This window comes from Bacillus sp. SH5-2 (genome assembly GCF_008368905.1).
Lineage (GTDB): Bacteria > Bacillota > Bacilli > Bacillales > Bacillaceae_G > Bacillus_A > Bacillus_A luti.
The window spans coordinates 65,394-90,244 of the sequence record NZ_QOSD01000032.1 but is presented as its reverse complement, the minus strand read 5'-3'; the positions used below and the strand labels follow the sequence as shown (position 1 = coordinate 90,244).

Here is a 24,851-nt window from a genome sequence, read left to right as displayed (position 1 = left end):
GCAATGTTATCTAGTTTTGAGAGAACATAAAAAAACTTGTTGACTTTTAAAGTGAATAAGTTATAATAATGATTGTCTCAAAAGAATAATGTCTGGTAATGATGGCAGAGAGGTCACACCCGTTCCCATACCGAACACGGAAGTTAAGCTCTCTAGCGCCGATGGTAGTTGGGACCTTGTCCCTGTGAGAGTAGGACGTTGCCAGGCAATATTATTCCGCAGTAGCTCAGCGGTAGAGCTATCGGCTGTTAACCGATCGGTCGTAGGTTCGATTCCTACCTGCGGAGCCATTGGAGAGCTGTCCGAGTTGGCCGAAGGAGCACGATTGGAAATCGTGTATACGTCACAAGCGTATCAAGGGTTCGAATCCCTTGCTCTCCGCCATAGGATTTATAATATTTGGCCCGTTGGTCAAGTGGTTAAGACACCGCCCTTTCACGGCGGTAACACGGGTTCGAATCCCGTACGGGTCACCACTTTTGGAGGATTAGCTCAGCTGGGAGAGCACCTGCCTTACAAGCAGGGGGTCGGCGGTTCGATCCCGTCATCCTCCACCATATAACTTATATGAATAGTATTGTCGCGGGGTGGAGCAGCACGGTAGCTCGTCGGGCTCATAACCCGAAGGTCGCAGGTTCAAATCCTGTCCCCGCAACCAAATGGTCCCGTGGTGTAGTGGTTAACATGCCTGCCTGTCACGCAGGAGATCGCCGGTTCGACCCCGGTCGGGACCGCCATTTTAATAAGGCTCGGTAGCTCAGTCGGTAGAGCAGAGGACTGAAAATCCTCGTGTCGGCGGTTCGATTCCGTCCCGAGCCACCATTTATTTTAATAAAATACGCCGGCTTAGCTCAATTGGTAGAGCAACTGACTTGTAATCAGTAGGTTGGGGGTTCAAGTCCTCTAGCCGGCACCATGTAAGTTTCGGAGGGGTAGCGAAGTGGCTAAACGCGGCGGACTGTAAATCCGCTCCTTCGGGTTCGGCAGTTCGAATCTGCCCCCCTCCACCATTTACATAGGGGCATAGTTTAAAGGTAGAACTGAGGTCTCCAAAACCTCCAGTGTGGGTTCGATTCCTACTGCCCCTGCCAAATATATTTACACAACATGGCGGTTGTGGCGAAGTGGTTAACGCACCGGATTGTGGCTCCGGCATTCGTGGGTTCGATTCCCATCAGTCGCCCCATTTTCATTTTAAAAATTACAAATAATCTAATGGATACTTACATATAATTAAGTAAGAATTCGATGGGCTATAGCCAAGCGGTAAGGCAACGGACTTTGACTCCGTCATGCGCTGGTTCGAATCCAGCTAGCCCAGCCATTTTTGCGGAAGTAGTTCAGTGGTAGAATACAACCTTGCCAAGGTTGGGGTCGCGGGTTCGAATCCCGTCTTCCGCTCCAATAAAATTTCATATGGCGGCATAGCCAAGTGGTAAGGCAGAGGTCTGCAAAACCTTTATCACCGGTTCAAATCCGGTTGCCGCCTTTTCTTTTGTGCCGATGTGGCGGAATTGGCAGACGCGCACGACTCAAAATCGTGTTCCTTCGGGAGTGTCGGTTCGACCCCGACCATCGGTATCAAACAAACGTTGATTTAAACGGCTCTTACGTTCAGTAGGAGCCGTTTTTTCGTGTTCTTAGAAGAAAAAGGTTTAATAAATTATCGCTCTATATTATAGATAAAGTGTAAACACTCTCTTGTATATCGTAGTGTTTTTTGTAAGGGCAATAATATGCTGCAAAAGGAAGAAGCTCGTTTTATGTCAAACTACTCAACTTGATGAACCCTTGTAAACGAAATATATTCGTTTATAAGATAGTCGTATGTGATAATTTTGTTTAAATTAAAATTAAATGTTCAAGAACGTATATAAATCGATATTTCTGATGGGTTGAGGTGAGGATTAAATCCTATAACCGACTCAAAATCGTGTTCCTTTGGGAATGTCGGTTCGACCCCGACCATTGGTATCGGCGATGTAAAAAGACTCTAACAGAAATATTAGAGTCTTTTTTGCTAAATTATGTTATGTGATTCTAAAATTCGTAATAAACGTAGGAATTCATGTATAATATAACTTGTCGAAAGAACAAAATGATAGTGATTTATATTATGTCTGTAATATGAATCAAAAATGAACTTTTTATATTTCTTTTAAAAATGTGTTGAATACGCATTATATTTCATATTAATATCTTTATGTAGATTTAAAACGGGAAAGAGAGTGGAAAGTATGGGCCGTAAATGGAACAACATTAAAGACAAAAAAGCATCAAAAGATGCAAATACAAGCCGTATATATGCGAAATTTGGGCGTGAAATTTATGTGGCAGCAAAACAAGGCGAGCCAGATCCAGAATCAAACCAAGCGCTTAGAGTCGTATTAGAGCGTGCAAAAACATACAATGTACCAAGAACAATTATTGATCGTGCAGTTGAAAAAGCAAAAGGCGGCTCAGAAGAAAATTATGACGAGCTTCGTTACGAAGGCTTTGGACCAAATGGAGCTATGGTAATTGTAGATACATTAACAAATAACGTAAACCGCACTGCTGCAGATGTACGAGCTGCATTTAGCAAAAACAGTGGTAACATGGGCGTAAACGGTTCTGTAGCTTACATGTTTGATGCGACAGCTGTTATTGGTCTTGAAGGTAAAACATCAGACGAAGTTCTTGAAATTTTAATGGAAGCAGATGTGGATGCACGTGACATTCTAGAAGAAGAAGATGCTGTTATCGTGTATGCTGAACCTGATCAATTCCATTCAGTACAATCAGCACTTAAAGATGCTGGTGTTGAGGAGTTTACAGTTGCAGAATTAACAATGCTTGCACAAAATGATGTAACACTTCCTGAAGATGCACAAACACAATTTGAAAAAATGGTTGATGCATTAGAAGACTTAGAAGATGTACAACAAGTTTACCATAACGTAGACTTAGGAGAATAATATGATAGAAGCCCCTTATCTTTTAACGGATAGGGGCTTTTTTTATGAAGTTAATTAAGGTGATGAATTATTAAAGGTATTTTGTTGTAGAAAGGGAATATTCTTATAGGGATATATGAAATAATCAATATTTCTAGGAGGATTAAAATGGAACATAAAACACCAAAGCATATCGTTGCTGTAGCAGGCTATTTAACAAATGAAAAGAATGAGGTACTTTTAACGAAAGTACACTGGCGAGCTGATACGTGGGAAATGCCTGGAGGGCAAGTAGAAGAGGGAGAAGCACTTGATCAAGCTGTTTGTAGAGAGATAATGGAGGAAACGGGCTTAACGGTGGAGCCTATTGGGATTACAGGCGTGTATTATAACGCTTCTATGCATATTTTAGCTGTTGTGTTTAAAGTGGCATATGTTAGCGGTGAAATAAAAATTCAGCCTGAAGAAATTAAAGAGGCTAAATTTGTTGCATTAAACGATGGAAACATTGATGAGTATATAACGCGTCCTCATATGAAATCAAGGACACTGGATGCGATGAAAGCAACACATTTTATTCCATACGAAACATGGGAAGTTCAGCCATATAATCTCATAGGGAGGTTGTAAAGGAAAGGTTAGTGATTTGAGGATACCTCAAATCGCTAACCTTTTCTTTATGTATACTGTTTTAGAAAAAGGTCACAATAATAATGTGAAGTTTTAATTAATAAGGGTTTTATTTATCTATGATTGATTTAAGGAACGTTTGTTCTGTATAATAGTAATGTATCATATATAATTAGATTACTAGATGTTTAAAAGTAGCAATTTGTAGATGATATAATAAAAGAATAAAGTGGAATCAAGGGAAGTATAAAGACCTTACTTTTTACAACTTTATTGGTTCTTAAGGTTTTAATCGATGTATATTCAACATTTCATATGAATAGTAGATAAAAAAGGACTGTGATACAATACATTTTTACACCTTACAATGTTGTAAGGTATGTGTAAGAGAAATCGATGGGAGATTCTTTTACAACAAAGTATCCTTAAGGTAAGAGTTATATATGCTGTGTGGAAAAGAGGTGTTCAAGATGAAAGAACGAGTATTATCTAGAGTGAACTATCATCAAAAAGTTGCATTAAATCCATTAACTAAATTTTTTTATAAAGCCATTATATTATTATTATTGTTAAGTTTTGCATTATTATTCGTTGGAAATGTAATGATTGAGCGAAGTGATATTAGTAAATTACATGTACCTGCTAAGTTAGAAGTACCAGAGTCAGTAACACACGCATTTATTGCGACGGAAGATAAAAGGTTTTATCATCATAATGGTTTAGACTATATAGCAATTATCAGGGCTTCTATTGAGAATATAAAAGCTGGTGGTGTTGTGCAAGGAGGAAGCACGATTACACAGCAGCTATCTAAAAATGCTTTTTTAACTAATGAACGTACATTTTCTCGTAAGTGGAAAGAGATTTTTTATACGAAAAAAATTGAACGCACATTTACGAAGGATGAAATTTTAAAATTGTATGTAAGTAATATTTATTACGGAGAAGGCGCATGGGGGATTGAAAAAGCAGCAAATCTTTACTTCGGCAAAAAGGTGGATCAATTAACTTTAGCTGAAAGTGCAATGATGGCTGCTGTAGTAAAAGCACCTGCTTATTACTCGCCTGCCCAAAATTATGATAAGGCCGTCGAGAGACGAAATGTCGTTTTGAGGTTGATGGAGAAAGAAGGCTATATCAATCATGATGAGTATGTGCAAGCAGTTAGTGAGAAATTAGTAATTCGTCATGATATAAAAACAGAACAATCGATGTTAAATAACGCTCGTGAAAAAGCTGTCAGTTAAGAGAAGTTCCTACAGAGGAGCTTCTTTTTTTGAATAAATTGTGACAAATTGTGACACAATATCGTCACAATTGTTGTATTTTTGTAATTTATGTGAGCGTGTTCATTGCGTGACATATGTAAGTGTTGATATTATGTGTATTGTGTACAATGCTGTATACAGAATATGAATTTAAAGAGGAATGTATATGAAATCAAATAAACTCATGGCTCTTGGTATAGTTTTTTCTATCGCAGTATTGATTGTAATTGGAACAATTGCGTATAGCATCATAAATGACAAAAAAGATAAAGGGAATGAGATGTTTGCTTATTCCACACAACAATCTTTAGGGAAAGATGATGCTCCGGTTAAGGTAGTTGAATTTGGAGACTTCAAATGTCCTGCTTGTCGTACTTGGGATGTAACAGTATTACCACGATTAAAAGAAGAGTATATTGATAAAGGTAAAGTGCAGTTATACTTTATTAACTTCCCATTTATCGGAAAAGACTCTGATTTAGGTGCAGCAGCTGGTGAAGCAATTTATAAACAAGATCAAGATTCATTCTGGGTTTTCTATGATGAAATTTATCAAAGTCAAAAGAAAGATACGGAAGAATGGATTACAGAAGAGTTGCTTCTTAACATTGTGAAAGAGAAACTTCCAAAAGTTGATGTAGAGAAATTTAAGAAAGATTTACATAGTAAAGAAATTACAGAGAAAGTACGTAAAGATTCAGATCGTGCTCAAAAATTAAAAGTTCAAGGGGCTCCTTCAGTATATGTAAACGGAAATCTTGCAAACCCTGATTTCGATAGTATGAAGAAGGCAATTGATAAAGAATTGAAAAAGTGATGAGGTCTCTCATCACTTTTTCGACTTTTTTCGATAAAATTCTTGCTTCCGTTTTTTTTACATGCTATACTACTTTACATAAGTTATTCTAATATCTTATATGTAATTCATATTTGCGGGTGTAGTTTAGTGGTAAAACAAGAGCCTTCCAAGCTCTGGTCGAGAGTTCGATTCTCTTCACCCGCTCCAAACTTTATTTAATATTTTTCTAATAAATTGTGATCAACGCAGTGTTTCGTTTCCAAGATAAACGAGGCATTGCGTTTTTTAATGTTTGAAAAGCATAATTGTATGCGAAAATAGAAGTAAAGAATAGTATTCCAAAAGTGAATTGCTAACCAATAGAGTGTTACATAAGGCATGGATTCATCTGAGGAGGCGATTGAAATGGACTTTGAACAATTAAAGCAAGATGTAATTGCGTATAGTAAAACAATTGGTATAGATAAAATAGGTTTTGCGAGTGCTTCCCCGTTTGAGGAGTTAAAGCAGCGTTTAATCCAGCAGCAACAATTAAATTATCAGTCTGGATTTGAAGAACCTGATATAGAGAAGAGAACGAATCCACAGCTTTTATTACCTGGAGCGAAATCAATTATTGCGATTGCTTTGGCATATCCTTCTAAATTAAAAAATGCACCGTTAAGCAAAAGAGGAGAGCGTCGTGGAATATTTTGTCGTGCTTCATGGGGACAAGATTATCACCTTGTTTTACGAGATCGTTTGCAAAAGTTAGAGGCATATTTAATTGAAAAGCTTCCAGAGATAGAAGTAAAGTCAATGGTTGATACAGGTGAGTTAAGTGATCGTGCTGTATCAGAGCGTGCAGGTATAGGATGGAGCGGTAAAAACTGCTCTATTATTACACCTGAATTTGGTTCATACGTATACTTAGGAGAAATGATTACAAACGTTCCATTCCCACCAGATCAGCCAATAGAAGATCAATGTGGAAGCTGTACGAAATGTATTGATATTTGTCCTACAGGTGCTTTAATACAGGGCGGGCAGTTAGATTCGAAGAAATGTATTGCATTTTTAACACAGACGAAAGGATTCCTACCTGAAGAATACCGCGATAAAATAGGGAATCGTATATATGGATGTGATACATGTCAGACGGTTTGTCCGAAAAATAAAGGAATGGATTTTCATAATCACCCTGAAATGGAGCCAGATCCTGAGTTAGTTAAACCGTTATTAACACCACTTTTAACAATTAGTAATCGTGATTTTAAAGAGAAATATGGTATCATGTCAGGATCATGGAGAGGTAAAAAGCCATTGCAACGTAATGCAATTTTAGCACTTGCACATTTTAAAGAAGCGTCAGCAATTCCTGATTTAATTGGTGTTATGAAAGATGATCCAAGACCAGTACTTCGTGGAACTGCAGCGTGGGCTCTTGGGAAAATTGGCGGTGACGGAGTAGGCGAAGCGATTGAAAAAGCGATACAGCGTGAGAAAGATGAAGAGGTTCTTCATGAAATGAATCGCGGGCTTGAATTGTTAGCGCAGAAAAAAGAGTAGATAATATTTCCCTTTTTCATATTGTAATATGGGAGGGAGAAAGAATGGTTGTAAAAACGAAGATTGAAAACCAAGTGCAACAATTTTTAGCATATATAACGGAGAAAAGAACGAATGTGGATGGTATTGCTGAAGATTTATTACAAATAGCACAGAGAAAGAAACACTTGTTTCAAAAACGTAGTGCACATATAGTGAAAGCAACTGCGGATGTTTCTTTCATTAGACAATTAAATAGTAGTAATCATCAAGAAATTGATTATCAGATACATTTGAAATATTTAATTAGGCATAAAGAATTATTTTATATCGAAGAGGAACAATTAAAACGAAGAGTTTGTTTAAAGAATAAGCGTGTAATAGGTGATTATGCTATTGAAGTGTTAAAAGAAATTGGGATAGGTGAGACGTTAGAAAGGGAAGTTGTGAAAGAGAAGTACGGTTCTTATCAGTATAATCGTTTAGAGGCAGTGAAATATGCCGAGCGTTGGTGGGATGACCGAAACCCTATATATCGCAATTTTCCTGATAATTGCACGAATTTTATTTCACAATGTCTTCATACGGGAGAAGTACCAATGAATGGATATCCTAATATTCGTAAAGGATGGTGGCAAAGGGAAAATCAGTGGAGCTGGAGCTGGGCTGTCGCACATTCTTTTTATTGGTATTTGTCAGGTGCTACAACAGGTCTTCGAGCAGAAGCTGTCGAAAGGCCAGAAGATCTTATTCTTGGAGATGTCATTGCTTACGATTTCGAAGATGATGGTAGATGGAATCATACGACAATTGTAGTAGCAAAAGACGCAGATGGTATGCCACTTGTAAATGCACATTCAGCGAATAGCCGTCGTCGTTATTGGAATTATGAAGATTCTAGTAAATATACACCACAAATGAAATATAAATTCTTTCATATTATTAATGGGTAGAGATTTTTCGCTCAAGTGGTATAATACGTAGTAGACAAAAAACAGAGGTGAATATCGCGTGGGAGTACATGTTGTTTTATATCAACCAGAAATTCCAGCAAATACAGGAAATATTGCTCGTACTTGTGCAGCAACTGGAACAGAATTACATTTGATTAGACCGCTTGGATTTTCAACGGATGATAAAATGTTAAAGCGTGCAGGATTAGATTATTGGCAGCACGTGAAGATTACGTATTATGATTCAATTGAAGAATTTTATGAAAAAAATAAAGATGGTGAATTCTTCTATTTAACAAAGTATGGCGAGAAAGCTCATACAGCGTTTGACTATAGCAAGCGTGAGAAGGATTACTATTTTGTATTTGGAAGAGAAACAAATGGCTTACCAGCTAATGTAATCGAAGAAAACTTCGATCATTGTTTACGTATTCCAATGACTGATAAAGTGCGCTCATTAAATTTATCTAATACAGCAGCAATTTTAATTTATGAAGCGTTCCGTCAACAAAATTATCCAGGATTAGATTTAGAAATCGTTTATTAAAAGTCGCCATTTGGCGACTTTTTTTCTAAAAATAAAAATAATATGCAATCATACATTTTAAAAAGGGTACATATTCATATAGAATGGGATATATGATTAAAAATAGATAAGACGGGTTGAGATAAATATGAAGGAACAATATAATAATCAAAATACCTTTTTAAGTATGATAGATATGGATTTAGTAAGGCAGGGACTGTTACATGCTATTCAAGATTTAGTGTTTATTGTGAAAGTTATCGATGATGAAACTTTTAAATATATTTATGTGAATAAAATAGGCATGGATTATGCGAAGCTAAGCGAAGAGTGCTATGGAAAAACGTTTACGGAAGTATTGTCAGTAGACAAAGCGAGAATCTTACAAAGGCAATATACTCAAGTAATACGAGAAGCGAGAGCACATACTTTTTGTGATGTGATTAGTTTATCAACTGGTAATCTACACTATGAGTCGTCACTTAATCCTGTATACGATGAAGAAGGGATATGCCAGTTTATTATTTGTATTACAAGGGATATTACAGCTCAGATTGAGGAGAAAGTAGAAATAGAAGAAAAACAAATGTTATTTAAGTCATTACTTGAATATAATAATGACTCTATTATATCTATAGATTCTATAGGTAAAATTACATATGCAAATCCGGTAACGTATGAAATATTTGGATACCGGTATGAAGAATTAAGTAATAAGTTTATTTTTAAATTTGTTAATAAAGAATATGAAAAAGACTTTCAAATGATATTTAAGGAAGCTTTACAAGGAAGGGCAACACAAATCGTTTCAAAGAAATATGTTCATAAAGAAGGGTACGAGTTATATATTTCTTTGAGAACTATCCCAATTATTGTGAACGGGGAAATTGTTGGGGTGTATATTGTTACAAGAGATGTTACGAGGCAAGTATTAAATGAGAAGCGAACGGAATATTTAGCTTATTATGATCAATTAACAGGGTTAATGAATAGAATTTCATGTACAAATAAGTTAAATGTTTTTTTAAATGAGAATATAAATTTTGCGCTTGTTTTTATTGATTTAGATGAGTTTCACCTTATTAATGATACATTTGGTCATAAAGAAGGAGATAAAGTATTACAAAAAGTTACAGAATGTTTGAGCAATCTACAAATAGAAGGTATGCATTTATTTAGAGAGCATGATGACCAATTTGTTATGTTAATAGAAAATATAACGAAAGAATATGTAGAGGAAGTTGCAAAAAACATATTAAAAAACATTAGTAATTATTTTGTAATAGAAGAAGAGGACGTGTATTTAAGTGCGTCCATTGGAATTGTAATGGCACCAACAGATGGAGAAGATGAAAAAATACTTTTTCAAAGAGTAGATGCTGCCCTAGAAAAAGCGAAGGAAAAAGGAAAAGGGCATTACCATTTTTATTGTAAAGGATTAGATTGTGAACGTGAACAAAGGTTTATAATAGAAAACCAGTTATATCGAGCTATAGAGAAAAATGAGTTTTTCTTATATTATCAACCGCAAGTTAATATTGAGACGAAAAAAATAGCTAGTATGGAAGCTTTAATAAGATGGGAAAATAAGGAGCTAGGATTTGTTTCACCTAGTAAATTTATTCCGCTAGCAGAAAGAACCGGATTTATTATTAAGCTTGATGAATGGGTAGTGAATCAAGTGTGTAAACAAATACGTGAATGGCTAAATAAGGACTATGAAGTTGTCCCAATTGCAGTGAATATTTCAGCTAGGCATTTTCGTTCTATTACATTAATTGAAATGATTACAAGAGCTCTAAATAAGTATAATGTACCACCTCATTTATTAGGAATAGAAGTTACAGAAGGAGCTCTTATACATAAAGATTTATCGAAAAGAGTGTTGCTACAATTAAAAGAACAAAATGTAAAGATTCATTTAGATGATTTTGGAACCGGGTATTCATCTTTAAGTTATTTAAAAACATATCCAATTGATACTTTAAAAATCGATCGTTCTTTTATGGAAGGTATACATATAGATGAACGTGATACAAATATTACGGCTGCGATTATTCATTTAGCTCATACTTTAGGATTGAATGTAATTGCAGAAGGAGTAGAAAAAGTGGAGCAAGTCCAATTTTTGAAGGAAAAGAATGTGAAACTCGTACAAGGTTATTATTATAGCCGTCCTTTATCAAAGCATGATGTGGAGAATGTATATTATAAATAATTGATACAAAAAAGTGATGTGCTAAAAAGCACATCACTTTTTATGTGTACCTGGTTTATCGTTGTAACCAGATGTGAAAATGGCTGTAAGAAATGTGAGTGATACACCTAAAATTAATAGTAATTTCATATTAATATTCCCCCTACTTTTTCGGTTTGCGAATTTTATTAACTACTCGAAATGTATGTAAGGTTCTTAGAAGAAAAGAATTAATTTAAAATGAATAGCGGTGTGAAATCTTTAATATCTTTATTATACAGAATTTTCTTTGAATTTTGGAGAGAATTTTATTGCACGATTATATATTTCGTTTTGATTTAAAGAATGTTTAAGGACATCCTAGCATACCTTTTATAATAATCCGATTGAACAAGGAGATGGGGGAGGAGCTATAATGGATATTCTAAAGAAAATTGAACAACATCGAGAAGCAGAAGAACGCTTACAATGGGAAGGTACGTTTGCGGAGTATTTGGAGCTTGTGAAAGAAAGACCATGGGTGGCTCAAACAGCACACTCTCGCATTTACAATATGATAAAAGATGCTGGCATTGAAGAAGTAGATGGTAGAAGAAAGTATAACTTCTTTAGTAATCAGCTATTTGGATTAGAGGATGCTTTGGAACGCCTTGTAGAAGAATATTTTCATCCATCTGCCAAACGATTAGATGTTAGAAAACGTATATTATTATTAATGGGTCCTGTTAGTGGTGGTAAATCAACTTTAGTTACGATGTTGAAACGAGGATTGGAAACATATTCACGTACAGATCGCGGAGCAATTTTTGCGATTAAAGGCTGCCCAATGCATGAAGATCCACTGCATTTAATTCCGCATCATTTACGTGATGATTTCTTTGATGAGTATGGAGTAAGAATTGAAGGGAATCTCTCACCATTAAATGTGATGCGTTTAGAACAAGAATATGGGTCAAGAATTGAGGATGTAGTTGTAGAGCGTATTTTCTTCTCAGAAGATCGCCGTACAGGAATTGGTACATTTAGTCCTTCAGATCCGAAGTCACAAGATATTGCTGACTTAACAGGCAGTCTTGACTTCTCTACAATTGCAGAATACGGTTCAGAATCAGACCCTCGTGCGTATCGCTTTGATGGAGAATTGAATAAGGCAAACCGTGGGATGATGGAATTCCAAGAGATGTTAAAATGTGATGAGAAATTTTTATGGCATTTATTATCACTTACGCAAGAAGGAAACTTCAAAGCAGGTAGGTTTGCGCTTATTTCAGCAGATGAATTAATCGTAGCGCATACGAATGAAACAGAGTATCGTTCTTTCATAGCAAATAAGAAAAATGAAGCATTACATTCGCGTATTATCGTCATGCCGGTCCCATACAATTTACGGGTTAGTGAAGAAGAACATATTTATGAAAAAATGATTCGTGAAAGTGACGTGTCCGATGTGCACATTGCACCGCATACACTTCGCGTTGCAGCGATGTTTACGATTTTAACTCGTTTGAAAGATCCGAAGCGTCCAGATATTGATTTAATTAAAAAGATGCGTTTGTATGATGGAGAAACGGTAGAAGGCTATAATGCGATTGATGTAGAGGAGCTGCAACGCGAATATCAAGATGAAGGTATGAAAGGTATTGACCCTCGTTACGTTATTAACCGAATTTCTTCTACAATTATTCGAAAAGAGGTACCGTCTATTAACGCCCTAGATGTGCTTAGATCGTTAAAAGATGGGTTGGATCAGCATCCATCGATTAGTAATGAAGACCGAGAGCGTTATATGAATTTCATCTCATTAGCGAGAAAAGAATACGATGAAATCGCTAAGAAAGAAGTACAAAAAGCGTTTGTTTATTCGTACGAAGAATCCGCTAAGACACTTATGGATAATTACTTAGATAACGTTGAGGCGTACTGCAATAAGTCGAAATTACGTGATCCGTTAACAGGGGAAGAAATGAGTCCAGATGAAAAATTAATGCGCTCGATTGAGGAGCAAATTGGAATCTCAGAAAATGCTAAGAAAGCATTCCGGGAAGAAATATTAATTCGCATTTCTGCTTATGCACGTAAAGGGAAACGTTTCGATTATAATTCACACGAACGTCTTCGTGAAGCGATTCAGAAGAAGCTATTTGCTGATTTAAAAGATATAGTGAAAATTACAACATCAACGAAAACACCAGACGAAAATCAGTTGAAGAAAATCAATGATGTGGTTGCACGTTTAATTGATGAGCACGGCTATAATTCTTCTTCAGCAAATGAATTATTACGCTATGTAGGTAGCCTTCTAAATCGATAGTTTGATAACAAAACGCTGTCTCTTGTATTTTGCGGGACAGCGTTTTATTATCCGTTCATATGTGTATAAAGTGTCATACCTTGTCCGAATATAATAAATTAAGATGCAATTTTATGAATTTATTGTCAATTATTTTTCCGATATGCATATGATAGAGTAACCAACCATTCATACGAAAAAAGCCAACACAATACAATATGTTGCAAAGTGAAAATGTGTGCAACAGTGCATTGTGTTTCTTTCTTATCGACGGTTAAATGTTATTTCTATTATGTGAGTGGCAAAATTTTGTTTAGGATGCTCGGAGTATTGTATGAAAAACGTTATATATGTTTATGGGATGATTTTCGATGGACAGTTATTTTTCCAATATTCTAGCTTACACATTACAGAACAAAATTTATAGATTGCTGTTCATAGGGAAAGACAATTACAGTAAGGAGGGAAAGGAATGGGCGAAGAAAATCAACCAAATTATACGATCTCACAGGAAAACTGGTCCCTCCATCGCAAAGGATATGACGACCAACAACGCCATCAAGAAAAAGTGCAAGAGGCAATTAAAAATAATTTACCAGACCTTGTAACAGAAGAAAGTATAGTGATGTCTAATGGCAAGGATGTTGTAAAAATACCAATTCGTTCTTTAGATGAATATAAGATTAGATACAATTATGATAAAAATAAACATGTTGGGCAAGGAAATGGTGATAGCAAAGTTGGTGATGTCGTTGCGAGAGATGGATCAGGTGGCCAAAAGCAAAAGGGACCAGGAAAAGGGCAAGGTGCGGGAGATGCAGCTGGAGAAGATTACTATGAGGCTGAAGTCTCTATTTTAGAATTAGAGCAAGCATTTTTCAAAGAATTAGAGCTACCTAATTTAAAGAGAAAAGAAATGGATGAAAACCGGATTGAACACATTGAATTTAATGATATTAGAAAAACCGGATTATGGGGAAACATTGATAAGAAGCGAACGATGATCTCTGCATATAAACGAAATGCAATGCGTGGTAAAGCATCTTTCCATCCAATTCATCAAGAAGATTTAAAGTTCCGCACTTGGAATGAAGTGTTAAAGCCAGATTCAAAAGCGGTTGTATTAGCGATGATGGATACGAGTGGATCGATGGGAATATGGGAGAAATATATGGCACGTAGTTTCTTTTTCTGGATGACGAGATTTTTACGCACAAAGTATGAAACAGTTGATATTGAATTTATTGCTCACCATACAGAAGCGAAAGTCGTCACAGAAGAAGAGTTTTTCTCAAAAGGAGAAAGTGGCGGAACGATATGTTCTTCTGTATACAAAAAAGCAATTGAGTTAATCGATAATAAATATTCACCGGATCGCTATAATATTTATCCATTCCATTTTTCAGACGGTGATAATTTAACATCAGATAATGCTAGATGTGTAAAGCTTGTTGAAGAGTTAATGAAGAAGTGTAACATGTTTGGGTATGGAGAAGTGAATCAGTATAATCGTCACAGTACACTCATGTCAGCCTATAAAAATATTAAAGATGAGAACTTTAGATATTATATTTTAAAGCAAAAAGCAGATGTATTCCATGCGATGAAAAGCTTTTTTAGGGAAGAATCAGGTGAGAGAATGGCATAACCCCTTTTTACGGGGTTATTTTTTTGTAAACTTTTTATTTTTTTAGTTGACAATGATAATGAAAATCATTATCATTTATTCGAGGTATAATTACATTTTGATTTATATAATTTGGAGGAGATGTAAAGTTGAAAAGAAAATAAATTAGATGTTAAAGAAAAAGTTTTTTATTGTATAGATGGTGCTTGTTATAGTCGCAATGATCATATTTATTTTAGGAAGAGAATTAGTTAAAAAATAAATAACGTTTAATTTTAATGTTAAGAAATAGCATTTTATATAATTTGAAGGAGCTATCAAAATGAACAAAAATAAAAGAAAACATATAAATGCAATGTTAATAGCTGCGACGCTGTCGTTGCCGTTTGCGGTATATTCGACACCGGCATTGGCGTTTACTGTAGCGGCAGAAAGTAAGGATGGACAGAATTTAAATAAATATGCTTTGGATGCTGTAATTAAAGCATACAAACAGAATTCAGATGAAGAATCATATGCAACGGTTTATATGAAAAATCCTAAATTAACGATTGAAAATGGAAAAAGGATTATCACGGCGACATTAAAAGATAGTGATTTCTTTGAATATCTTAAGGTTGAAGATGCGAACAATCCGGGTGTATTCCAAGATGTGAAAGTATTATCAGAGGATAAAAGAAAGCATGGGACGAAAGTTATACAGTTTGAGGTGAAGGAATTAGGAAAAAGATACGGTATGCAAATGCATATTTTAATTCCAACTTTAGGATATGATAAGAAGTTCCAAGTAGATTTTGATGTGAACTTAAAAACATATGTAGAAGATGATGATATAGAGGATAATGATGATGAACAAGAACAACAAAATGATGGAACACAAAATGTAATAGTAGATAAAAAATTACAACAGGCGATTAATAAGTATGCATTAAACAGAAAAGATGTAAACGAATCTATAAAAAAAGAAGATTTAGCTGAAGTCAAAGAATTAATCATATACTCTGGAAAAGGGATTAGTAGTTTAAAAGGTTTAGAGCATATGGAGAATCTAGAGAAGTTAACACTAGAAGAATCTGAAGTGCGAAATATAGGGGCAATTTCACAGTTGAAGAAATTAAAACAAGTTAGTCTTTCCAGTAATAAGATTGAAAACATTGAACCGATTGCAAACCTAGAAAGATTAGAGACACTTCATTTACAAAATAATAAAATTGTTGATATAACACCGTTAAAGCAACTGAAAAAAGTTCGAACAATCGATTTAACAAGTAATAAGATCAAAGATATTAAGCCGCTGTATACATTATCAAATTTAAGAAAATTATATATTAGTTTTAATCAGGTTCGTGATTTTACAAGTATTGAGCAATTAAATAAGTTAAGCACTTTAGTTGCTGAAAATAATGGAATTGAAAATATTGAACCTATTAGTAACCTGGATAGTTTGACGGAACTTAATCTGAAAAATAATGAAATAAAAGATATTGCGTCATTATCTAAATTAACTGGTTTGCAATCATTAAACTTAGAAGAAAATTATGTTTCCGACATATCATCGCTGAGCAGTTTGAAGAATTTATATGACTTAAAGCTTGCAACAAATGAGATTCGTGATATAAGACCTATACAAGAATTGGGCAAAAAAATTCGTATAGATGTCCAAAGGCAAAAAGTCTTTTTAGATGAAAGTTATGTAAATAGTAATATCGCAATTCCTGTATACGATTTAAAAGGCGAGCCTATTCAAACCATTCAATGGAAGAGTGAGAGTGGAAGTATTACAAATGGATTTATAAAGTGGAATAGCTTAGGGGAAAAAATGTATGAATTCAAGTTGGAAACTACTCCTGCTGAAAGCAATATAAGATTCCATGGAATGGTAGTTCAAAAAATTGTTGAACAACGTGAGGAAAGTGACAATGTAATCAAAGATAAAAACTTAAAACGATATATGAACAAACATAATTTTGAGAGAAAAAATTTAGATATGCCTATTACAAAGGAAGATTTATTAACAATTAAGAAATTTACAATGGCTGATGGGGAGAAGCAAGGAATAACAGATGTTGGTGGACTAGAGTTTATGACAAACCTGGAAGAGCTTACGCTACAGAACTTTGGATTGAAAAATACGAGTTTTATCTCGAGTTTGAGAAGCTTGAAAATAGTAGATTTATCTAATAATGAAATTGAAGATATGAAGCCGATAAGTTCATTAACACAACTTGAAAAATTAAATATAAGCAATAATAATGTTAAAAATGCTAAGGAATTATTCAAAATAAACACTTTAAAGATGTTGAATATATCTAATAATAAAATTGGTAATGCGGATCTTGAAGGAATTTCTCAATTAAATGAATTAGACCAATTGATAGTAAATCATAATAATATTAGTGGTTTAGAGGAAATCAGTAAGATAAATAAGTTAAACTCACTTGAAATTATAGGAAATAAAGTAGTAGATGTAACGCCATTAAGTAAATTAGCAAATTTACAGTGGTTAGATTTATCGGATAATAAAATTAAAGATATTTCTGTTTTTTCTTCAATGTTAGAATTAATTGGTTTAAAGCTTCCTGGAAATGAAATTCAAGATGTAAGACCAATCATCCAATTATCTCAGTGGTCGACAATTGATATTAGAAGGCAGAAGATTAAATTAGAAGATGCACAAGTAAACCAAGTAGTAAAAATTCCAGTTCATGATGTAGAAGGTGAACCACTTGAAGATATTAAGCTGAAAAGTGAAGGCGGAATCTTAAATGAAGATGATGGCACTATCGTATGGACAACACAAGGTGAGAAGAAATACGATTTTGCTTTTGATGGGACGGATCAATTTGGACTTCGTATATGGTTTAGTGGTGAAGTTGTACAAAATATTGTAGAGAAATTAGACCAAATAGAGCAAGAAGTAGAGAAACCGAAAGAAGAGCCAGGTAAACCGGAGGCAGAGGCAGAAAAGCCAAAAGAAGAGCCAGGTAAACCAGAGGCAGAGGCAGAAAAGCCGAAAGAAGAGCCAGGTAAACCAGAGGCAGAGGTAGAAAAGTCAAAAGAAGAGCCGAGTAAACCAGAGGCAGAGGCAGAGAAACCAAAAGAAGAGCCAGGAAAAACCAAAAGAAGAGCCACAGAGGCAGAGGTAGAAAAGCCAAAAGAAGAGCCAGAAGCGGAAGTAGAAAAGTCGAAAGGAGAGCCAAATAAACCAGAGGCAGAAGTAGAGAAACCGAAAGAAGAAGGAAGTAAACCAGAAGCGGAAATAGAAAAGCCAAAAGAAGAAACAAGTAAGCCAGAAGCGGAAATAGAAAAGCCAAAAGAAGAGCCAGAAGCGGAAGTAGAAAAGCCGAAAGGAGAGCCAAGTGAACCTGTAACAGAGGGTGAAAATGTAAACGAGCTGGAAGCAAACGTTGAGAAACAAACAGAGGGCTCAAATGAATTAGGAACAGCTACTGTTCAGAAGAATGAAGCGATACAAGCACCTACACAAGCACAGCAAGCAGCGAAAGAGAATGTATCAGATAAACAAGTTAATAATAAGAAAGAAGAAAGTAAGAAATCTTTAGCAGCAACGGGTGGACAAGAAAGTAATGTATCTCTATTTGGTGGCCTAGCATTAGTTTTATCTGCACTTAGTATGTTTGTGTTTAGAAAAAATATATTTAAAAAATAAATAGCGTTGTATCATATTATGTAATTTTAACGTAAATACATTAGAAGGATAAGAATGGAAAAAGTATACATGTATTAGGGGTAAAATAAGTACTTTTCCAATGTATGTTTAACTTTACTTTTTGTGGAAAATAGTATATTATATAGATATATAATATATCGGTTATTTTCTAGGAGGAGCCTGTCACAATGGGTTTCTCCTGTTCTTTTTTAGAGGCCTGTCTGACAGGCTTTTCTTTAAAAGTTAAATAACTGAAAATTGAGAATGATAATCTTTGAAAGAGGTGGGGCATACACATAATAATAAGAGATTGTTTAAGAAAGGGGGATAAGAAATGGTTTTGTTTGGTTATCCACTTGAAACAATTTATTTATATGGATTTATTATTGCTACTATACTTACTGTTATCTATATCTTTTTTGGAGATATATTTGAATCAATATTTAGTTTTGGAGGCGGATCAGTATCCGTCGTAACTTTATTACTTAGTTTCTTCGCCATGTTATGTGGATTAAGTTATATAGGAGAATATTTATTTTCCTTTAATAGTATTATTATTTTCGCCGGTGCATTTGCTATATCTTTTGTTGGGGTTTTCATCATGAAAATACTAATTTTAAAACCGATTGCAGAAGCAGAGCAAAATACCGTACAACGTATGGATGAGTTTATTGGTTGCAAGGGAGAAGTCATTACAACAATTCCTACAGAAGGGTTTGGTGAGGTATTAATTTCCTCCCAATTTGGAAGTAATGCAATTCCAGCTAAAACAATTGGGAAAAAAGATATTTCACAAGGAACAGAGGTTATTATCGAGGGAGTCCAAGATGGTGTTTTACTTGTACAAAACATCGCTTATTCTTTAAAAAAACCAAAATTATAAGGGGGAATTTACATGACGATTCCATTAATTATCGGTGGAGTATTACTCGCAATTTTAATTCTACTTATTTTAGTATTCATTACGAAGTATCGAACGGTTGGGCCGGATGAGGCGTTAATTGTTACAGGGAACTGGCTTGGTGGTGGAAAGAACGTTGTTACCACTGATGATGGAAAGAAGATTAAGATTATTCGCGGTGGTGGTACTTTCGTAGTTCCAATTATGCAAAGAGCAGAGCCTTTAAGCTTATTAAACTACAAATTAGAAGTTGGTACACGTGATACGTATACGAAACAAGGTGTTCCAATTACAGTAAACGGTGTTTCTATTATTAAAGTAGGATCGACAATTGAAGAAGTTTCTACAGCAGCTGAACAATATTTAGGAAAAGAAACAGAAGAGTTAAAAATAGAAGCAAAAGAAGTTTTAGAAGGTCATTTACGTGCGATTTTATCTTCTATGACGGTAGAAGATGCTTATAGTAATAGAGAGCAATTTGCTCAAAAGGTGCATGAGGTAGCTTCTACAGATTTAAAGAAAATGGGGCTTCGCATCGTTTCCTTTACAATTAAAGAAATTATGGATAAGAACGGCTATTTAGATGCACTTGGTCAGCCACAAATTGCGACAGTTAAGCGTGATGCAACAATTGCGAATGCAGAGCGTGAAAAAGAAGCTCGTATTGAAAAAGCTCGTGCTGAGAAAGAAGCGAAAGAAGCTGAATACCAACGTGATGCCCAAATCGCTGAAGCTGAAAAACATAAAGAATTAAAAGTACAATCTTATAAGAGAGAGCAAGAGCAAGCTCGCGCAGATGCGGATCTTTCTTACGAATTACAACAAGCGAAAGCGCAACAAGGTGTTACAGAAGAGCAAATGCGTGTTAAAATCATTGAGCGTGAGAAACAAATTGAATTAGAAGAAAAAGAAATTGCGCGTCGTGAAAAACAATACGATGCAGAAGTTAAGAAAAAAGCAGATGCAGATCGCTATGCTGTTGAGCAATCAGCGGAAGCAGAAAAAGTAAAACAAATTAAAAAGGCAGATGCGGATCAATATAAGATTGAGGCTGAAGCGAGAGCTCGTGCGGAAGAAGTACGTGTGGAAGGTTTAGCGAAGGCAGAAATCGAAAAAGCGCAAGGTCAAGCGAAAGCGGAAGTACAAAAAGCACAAGGTACGGCAGAAGCAGACGTTATTAGATTAAAAGGTTTAGCAGAAGCAGAAGCGAAACAAAAAATTGCAGAGGCGTTTGAATTATATGGTCAAGCGGCAATTATGGATATGGTTCTTAAAATGCTTCCAAGTTATGCGAAAGAAGTTGCAAGCCCACTTAGCAACATTGATAAAATTACAGTTGTTGATACAGGCGGCGGTGGTAAGAATAGCGGCGCTGGAAAAGTGGCAGGATATGCGACTGATTTAATGGCAACAATGCAAGAAACGTTAAAAGCTTCTTCTGGTATTGATTTAAAAGAGCTATTAGAAGGGTTTGCGGGCAAAGGTGCAGTACAGCAACTATCGAATGATAAACCTGTCGTATCTGTGGTAGAAGATAAGGAAAAAGAAGTAGATAAAGAGTAAGATAGAAGGAACCTCTAGCATGTGCTAGAGGTTCCTTTTTTGAATACATACAATACGATACAAAGTAAAGAAACTCTGATGTAATCATGGTATGATTACATAAACATAAAAAACTGTATATTCTTAAAATTAAACTTTAGGAAATGTTAGGGGAATGGTTTTGAAATTTAAAAAGTTAAAACTACAACCGAGAATTACATTAACTATTAGTACACTTATTCTAGTTGTACTTCTGTTAACAAGTTATTTATTTTACTACATATTATCAGAAACAGTAGAAGAGCAAATTGGTAAAAGGGCTTTGCATGTTGCGAAAACAGTTGCAGCTATACCAGAAATCCAGGAAGCTTTTCAAAAAGAAAATCCGACTTCTATTATTCAACCCATTGCAGAAAAAATTCGAATTGATACAGATGCTGATTTTATTGTAGTTGGAAATAAAGAAGGGATTCGTTATGCGCATCCTAGGAAAGATAAAATAGGAGAAGCGATGGTTGGTGGAGATAATAATGGAGTTCTACTAGAAGGGAAATCTTATGTTTCAAAAGCGACTGGATCATTAGGGCCTTCATTACGCGGGAAAGTTCCAATCCGTAATCAGGAAAATGCAATTATTGGTGTAGTATCTGTTGGTTTTTCAATGGATGATATTCATGGAGCAGTAGAAGTGTATGGTAAGCGTGTGTTTTGGATTACAATAATAGGTTTGTTGATTGGGATCATGGGCTCTATATATTTAGCAGGAAGTATAAAGAGAATGATGTTTGGAATGGAACCAGAAGAAATTTCATCTTTATATGAAGAACATAGTACCGTCATTCAATCTGTACGTGAAGGGATTATCGTAATTGATAAAAATGGAATGGTCAGTTTAGTAAATCAAGCAGCCTATGATATTCTTTCACTAGATACACAACAAAACATTATTGGAGAATTTATTTTAAATGTAATTCCTAATTCATCGATATTAGATGTACTGCAAACTGGTGAAGAACAGTTTGATCGTCAATTAAATATAAAAGGACAGGCTGTTATTGCTAACCGTCTACCGATTAAAGTAAATAATAAAGTAACTGGTGTTGTTTCGAGTTTACGTTTGAAATCTGAAATGGATCAGTTAACTGCAGAGCTATCTCAAACTAAGCAGTATACGGAAGCATTACGAGCACAAACGCATGAATATAATAATCTTTTGTATACGCTTTCAGGTCTTATTCAATTAGAATCATATGAAGATGCTTTAGAGCTCATTCATAAGGAAACGGCAGTATATCAAGATTTCGTTCAATTTATTATGAAACGAATTCAAAATCCGTGGTTAGGTGGAATTTTAATTGGATTTTATAATAGGGCAAGAGAGTTAAAGATTGATTTTGTATTAGATCGAGAAAGTAGTTTAGAAAAGTTAAGTCCACATATTGAGAGTAATTATGTTGTTTCTATTTTGGGGAATTTAATTACGAATGCATTTGAAGCAATTGAAAGAAATCAAGAGGATGATAAGAAAGTTAGAATGTTTGTAACAGACATCGGTGAGGAAATGGTAATTGAGGTGGAAGATTCAGGACAAGGGATTCAAGATGAAATCATTACAAGTATATTCTATAAAGGCTTTTCGACGAAAGAAGGAGGAAAGCGAGGATATGGATTAGCAAAGGTAAAGGAGTTAGTAGAAGATTTAAATGGAAGTATTGCAATCGAAAAAGGGGATTTAGGTGGTGCGTTATTTATTATTGCATTACCGAAAGAGAGAGGCGAATTGTGATGACTGAGGAAATTGAAGTGTTGATAGTAGAAGATGATATTCGGATTGCGGAGATTCATCGCCGCTTTGCTGAGAAAATTGAAGGGTTTAAAGTAATTGGAACAGCAACGACTGGGGAGCAGGCAAAAGAATGGCTAGAACTTGTGAAGCCACAACTCGTTTTATTGGATGTATACTTACCTGATATGCAAGGGACAGAGCTTGTTACATATATTAGGCATAACTTGCATAACACAGACATTATTATGATTACAGCTGCGTCAGAAACAGATGTCGTACGTCATGCTTTACGAGGAGGAGTAACAGATTATATCGTAAAGCCACTTATGTTTGATCGATTTAAAACAAGTTTAGAAAATTATCAAAAGAAGATTATACAGTTAAAGGGAACTGACCAATTATCACCAGAGCAAATTGAACATCTCTGGTCCCAAAGAGGGGTGAAAGGTAATCCAATTGAATACGCTCCAAAAGGAATAGATCCTTTAACTTTAGCAAAAATAAAAAAGCATATGTTAACAGTTAATGAAGAAGGTATTACCGCAGAAGTATTAAGCTCGATGGTCGGAGTGAGCCGATCAACAGCGAGGCGCTATTTAGAGTATTTAATATCTGGAAAGAAAGTGCATGCAGAGCTTATATATGGAAGTGTAGGGAGACCGGAGAGAAGGTACTTTCTTGTTTCTTCATAAAAGAACAGTAGAGGATTCATTTTCTCTACTGTTCTTTTGCGTCTTATATTGGAATAATCCCAATTACAATTCCAGTAATTAGCATTACCATTGTCGTTCCAACAGCCCAAAGCAATGTAAATCGTTGATGTTCACCGAAATCAACTTTGGCCATTCCGACTAATAAATAAGTGGATGCGACAAGAGGGCTTAATAAATGAACAGGTTGACCGAGTAAGGATGCGCGTCCCATTTCAGCTGCACTAATTCCATAAGTAGCAGCCGCTTTCGTCAAAATAGGTAATACCCCAAAGTAAAAAGCATCATTGGACATGAAAAATGTGAACGGCATACTAAGAAGAGCTGTAATAATTGGCAATTGTGGTCCAAGTGCATCTGGTATAAGAGTTACTACACCTTGAGCCATCGCATCTACCATTTTTGTTCCAGATAAAATACCTGTGAAAATACCAGCAGCGAATACGAGAGAAACAACAGCTAATACGTTTCCTGCATGAGAAGCAATACGTTCTTTTTGTTGCTCTAAGTTTGGATAGTTAATCATAACAGCAATAGCGAAAGCTATTGTAAATAAAACAGGTAACGGCATAACTTCTAGTATGAGACAAACGAGAAGAGCGGCGGTTAATAAAAAGTTAATCCATAATAGTTTAGGGCGTTTATGTACGGCTGCTTCGACTGTTGCAGCTTGTTCATCTATTGTTTGCATTTGTTTTAAATACTGTACATCCATAATTCCTAAACGTTTTCGTTCTTTTTTTCCAAGATAGTAGGCAACGAAAACAACCCAAATTGCACCAGCAATCATTCCTGGAATAAGTGGTGTGAAGAGCTCTGACGCATCAAGTCCAAGTGCGCTCATAACACGAGCGGTTGGTCCACCCCAAGGCGTAAGATTGGTCACCCCTGCCCCTAACATAACAACTCCAGCTAATATGAGAGGATTCATTCCAAGACGTTTATATAGTGGGTACATCGCAGAAACTGTAATCATGTATGTTGTTGTACCATCACCGTCTAAAGAAACGATAATAGTTAATATAGCTGTGCCGACAACAATTTTTAAAGGATCACCTTTTACGAATTTTAAGATCTTGCTAATGACAGGGTCAAATAAACCACTATCAATCATAATTCCGAAATATAAAATAGCGAACATAAGCATAATACCAGTAGGTGCTAATTTTTGAATGCCCTCTAGCATCATAGGTCCCATATTGGCATAGAAGCCACCAATTAATGCAAAAACAATTGGAACTAATATTAATGCTACTAGTGCTGACATACGTTTCGTCATAATTAAAAACATAAAGACAAATACCATTGCAAATCCAAGTAGAGCTAACATATGATTTCCCCCTCCAAAAAATGATTACGCTTTCAAAATAAAATAAAAATTCAGAAAATAGTTTTTTTGTTTATCATAGTAGCATCTATTCAAATGGTAAATAATTTGAAAAATAACACCATTAGAAGCATAATTTTTATTTTGGTCATTTTGTTTACG

Annotated in this window: 16 protein-coding genes, 16 tRNA genes and 1 rRNA gene; 32 read left to right on the top strand and 1 reads right to left on the bottom strand. The window is 35.2% G+C overall.

From position 1 onward, the window contains the following. Positions 1-91: 91 nt before the first annotated feature. From rrf to DN410_RS24780, 32 genes are all read left to right on the top strand, one after another. Positions 92-207, top strand: a 5S ribosomal RNA gene (gene rrf / locus DN410_RS24935). An 8-nt stretch (positions 208-215) separates the two neighbouring features. Then, a tRNA-Asn gene (locus DN410_RS24930) sits at positions 216-290 on the top strand. A gap of 2 nt (positions 291-292) precedes the next feature. After that, positions 293-384, top strand: a tRNA-Ser gene (locus DN410_RS24925). A 17-nt stretch (positions 385-401) separates the two neighbouring features. Further along, positions 402-476: transfer RNA gene (locus tag DN410_RS24920), tRNA-Glu, on the top strand. A 5-nt stretch (positions 477-481) separates the two neighbouring features. Beyond that, positions 482-557, top strand: a tRNA-Val gene (locus DN410_RS24915). A gap of 24 nt (positions 558-581) precedes the next feature. After that, positions 582-658 (top strand) — tRNA-Met (locus tag DN410_RS24910). A gap of 3 nt (positions 659-661) precedes the next feature. Beyond that, positions 662-737: transfer RNA gene (locus tag DN410_RS24905), tRNA-Asp, on the top strand. 9 nt (positions 738-746) lie between these two features. Next, positions 747-822: transfer RNA gene (locus DN410_RS24900), tRNA-Phe, on the top strand. Positions 823-840: 18 nt separating this feature from the next. Continuing rightward, a tRNA-Thr gene (locus DN410_RS24895) sits at positions 841-916 on the top strand. 10 nt (positions 917-926) lie between these two features. Beyond that, a tRNA-Tyr gene (locus DN410_RS24890) sits at positions 927-1,010 on the top strand. A 7-nt stretch (positions 1,011-1,017) separates the two neighbouring features. Then, positions 1,018-1,091, top strand: a tRNA-Trp gene (locus tag DN410_RS24885). Between the two features lie 19 nt (positions 1,092-1,110). Further along, positions 1,111-1,186, top strand: a tRNA-His gene (locus DN410_RS24880). A 63-nt stretch (positions 1,187-1,249) separates the two neighbouring features. Further along, positions 1,250-1,324: transfer RNA gene (locus tag DN410_RS24875), tRNA-Gln, on the top strand. Positions 1,325-1,329: 5 nt separating this feature from the next. After that, a tRNA-Gly gene (locus DN410_RS24870) sits at positions 1,330-1,404 on the top strand. Positions 1,405-1,418: 14 nt separating this feature from the next. After that, positions 1,419-1,489: transfer RNA gene (locus DN410_RS24865), tRNA-Cys, on the top strand. A 10-nt stretch (positions 1,490-1,499) separates the two neighbouring features. After that, a tRNA-Leu gene (locus DN410_RS24860) sits at positions 1,500-1,581 on the top strand. 656 nt (positions 1,582-2,237) lie between these two features. After that, positions 2,238-2,957: a YebC/PmpR family DNA-binding transcriptional regulator gene (locus tag DN410_RS24855; protein ID WP_098269292.1), complete on the top strand. Its 720-nt coding sequence runs from the start codon at positions 2,238-2,240 to the stop codon at positions 2,955-2,957. 147 nt (positions 2,958-3,104) lie between these two features. Next, complete coding sequence (locus DN410_RS24850) at positions 3,105-3,566, top strand: NUDIX hydrolase (protein ID WP_149178449.1); 462 nt, start codon at positions 3,105-3,107, stop codon at positions 3,564-3,566. A gap of 470 nt (positions 3,567-4,036) precedes the next feature. Next, positions 4,037-4,813, top strand: coding sequence for a transglycosylase domain-containing protein (locus DN410_RS24845; RefSeq protein WP_000664694.1), 777 nt, complete (start codon positions 4,037-4,039; stop codon positions 4,811-4,813). 187 nt (positions 4,814-5,000) lie between these two features. Further along, a complete protein-coding gene (locus DN410_RS24840; RefSeq protein WP_149178448.1) occupies positions 5,001-5,651 on the top strand; it encodes a DsbA family protein in 651 nt (216 codons plus the stop codon). Positions 5,652-5,766: 115 nt separating this feature from the next. After that, positions 5,767-5,840, top strand: a tRNA-Gly gene (locus DN410_RS24835). A 198-nt stretch (positions 5,841-6,038) separates the two neighbouring features. After that, positions 6,039-7,181, top strand: a complete 1,143-nt coding sequence (gene queG / locus DN410_RS24830) for a tRNA epoxyqueuosine(34) reductase QueG (protein WP_149178447.1) — start codon at positions 6,039-6,041, stop codon at positions 7,179-7,181. Positions 7,182-7,225: 44 nt separating this feature from the next. After that, a complete protein-coding gene (locus tag DN410_RS24825) occupies positions 7,226-8,113 on the top strand; it encodes an amidase domain-containing protein (RefSeq protein WP_149178446.1) in 888 nt (295 codons plus the stop codon). 58 nt (positions 8,114-8,171) lie between these two features. Beyond that, the gene (gene trmL, locus DN410_RS24820; protein ID WP_000538147.1) at positions 8,172-8,660 is read left to right on the top strand and encodes a tRNA (uridine(34)/cytosine(34)/5-carboxymethylaminomethyluridine(34)-2'-O)-methyltransferase TrmL; all 489 of its coding nucleotides are present in this window, start codon (positions 8,172-8,174) and stop codon (positions 8,658-8,660) included. Between the two features lie 127 nt (positions 8,661-8,787). After that, on the top strand, positions 8,788-10,857 hold the full coding sequence (locus DN410_RS24815) for a sensor domain-containing protein (RefSeq protein WP_149178445.1): 2,070 nt from the start codon (positions 8,788-8,790) through the stop codon (positions 10,855-10,857). A 394-nt stretch (positions 10,858-11,251) separates the two neighbouring features. Further along, the gene (locus DN410_RS24810; RefSeq protein WP_000353280.1) at positions 11,252-13,147 is read left to right on the top strand and encodes a PrkA family serine protein kinase; all 1,896 of its coding nucleotides are present in this window, start codon (positions 11,252-11,254) and stop codon (positions 13,145-13,147) included. 451 nt (positions 13,148-13,598) lie between these two features. Beyond that, positions 13,599-14,774, top strand: coding sequence for a sporulation protein YhbH (gene yhbH, locus DN410_RS24805; protein WP_149178444.1), 1,176 nt, complete (start codon positions 13,599-13,601; stop codon positions 14,772-14,774). A 301-nt stretch (positions 14,775-15,075) separates the two neighbouring features. Beyond that, positions 15,076-18,423: a leucine-rich repeat domain-containing protein gene (locus DN410_RS24800; RefSeq protein ID WP_149178443.1), complete on the top strand. Its 3,348-nt coding sequence runs from the start codon at positions 15,076-15,078 to the stop codon at positions 18,421-18,423. 334 nt (positions 18,424-18,757) lie between these two features. Beyond that, positions 18,758-19,306 carry an NfeD family protein gene (locus DN410_RS24795; RefSeq protein WP_149178442.1) on the top strand — a complete coding sequence of 183 codons (549 nt, stop codon included), beginning with the start codon at positions 18,758-18,760 and terminating at the stop codon, positions 19,304-19,306. Between the two features lie 12 nt (positions 19,307-19,318). Next, positions 19,319-20,887: a flotillin family protein gene (locus DN410_RS24790; RefSeq protein WP_149178441.1), complete on the top strand. Its 1,569-nt coding sequence runs from the start codon at positions 19,319-19,321 to the stop codon at positions 20,885-20,887. Positions 20,888-21,047: 160 nt separating this feature from the next. Continuing rightward, the gene (locus DN410_RS24785) at positions 21,048-22,652 is read left to right on the top strand and encodes an ATP-binding protein (protein ID WP_472926189.1); all 1,605 of its coding nucleotides are present in this window, start codon (positions 21,048-21,050) and stop codon (positions 22,650-22,652) included. Beyond that, positions 22,652-23,344 (top strand): response regulator, encoded by a 693-nt coding sequence (locus tag DN410_RS24780; protein WP_149178439.1) that lies wholly within the window; start codon positions 22,652-22,654, stop codon positions 23,342-23,344. The genes DN410_RS24785 and DN410_RS24780 overlap by 1 nt, the downstream gene beginning before the upstream one ends. 43 nt (positions 23,345-23,387) lie before the next feature. On the opposite strand, the gene DN410_RS24775 is transcribed toward DN410_RS24780, so the two are convergent. Continuing rightward, entirely contained in the window at positions 23,388-24,692 is a 1,305-nt protein-coding gene (locus tag DN410_RS24775) for a CitMHS family transporter (RefSeq protein WP_149178438.1), read from the bottom strand. Positions 24,693-24,851: the final 159 nt, after the last annotated feature.

Bases quoted from the DNA above. Each gene is read 5' to 3' on its own strand.
- DN410_RS24815 (WP_149178445.1), top strand. From the start codon at position 8,788: ATGAAGGAACAATATAATAATCAAAATACCTTTTTAAGTATGATAGAT.
- DN410_RS24810 (WP_000353280.1), top strand. From the start codon at position 11,252: ATGGATATTCTAAAGAAAATTGAACAACATCGAGAAGCAGAAGAACGC.
- DN410_RS24850 (WP_149178449.1), top strand. From the start codon at position 3,105: ATGGAACATAAAACACCAAAGCATATCGTTGCTGTAGCAGGCTATTTA.
- DN410_RS24790 (WP_149178441.1), top strand. From the start codon at position 19,319: ATGACGATTCCATTAATTATCGGTGGAGTATTACTCGCAATTTTAATT.
- DN410_RS24855 (WP_098269292.1), top strand. From the start codon at position 2,238: ATGGGCCGTAAATGGAACAACATTAAAGACAAAAAAGCATCAAAAGAT.
- DN410_RS24795 (WP_149178442.1), top strand. From the start codon at position 18,758: ATGGTTTTGTTTGGTTATCCACTTGAAACAATTTATTTATATGGATTT.
- DN410_RS24780 (WP_149178439.1), top strand. From the start codon at position 22,652: ATGACTGAGGAAATTGAAGTGTTGATAGTAGAAGATGATATTCGGATT.
- queG (WP_149178447.1), top strand. From the start codon at position 6,039: ATGGACTTTGAACAATTAAAGCAAGATGTAATTGCGTATAGTAAAACA.
- DN410_RS24840 (WP_149178448.1), top strand. From the start codon at position 5,001: ATGAAATCAAATAAACTCATGGCTCTTGGTATAGTTTTTTCTATCGCA.
- yhbH (WP_149178444.1), top strand. From the start codon at position 13,599: ATGGGCGAAGAAAATCAACCAAATTATACGATCTCACAGGAAAACTGG.
- DN410_RS24825 (WP_149178446.1), top strand. From the start codon at position 7,226: ATGGTTGTAAAAACGAAGATTGAAAACCAAGTGCAACAATTTTTAGCA.
- DN410_RS24845 (WP_000664694.1), top strand. From the start codon at position 4,037: ATGAAAGAACGAGTATTATCTAGAGTGAACTATCATCAAAAAGTTGCA.
- DN410_RS24800 (WP_149178443.1), top strand. From the start codon at position 15,076: ATGAACAAAAATAAAAGAAAACATATAAATGCAATGTTAATAGCTGCG.
- DN410_RS24775 (WP_149178438.1), bottom strand. From the start codon at position 24,692: ATGTTAGCTCTACTTGGATTTGCAATGGTATTTGTCTTTATGTTTTTA.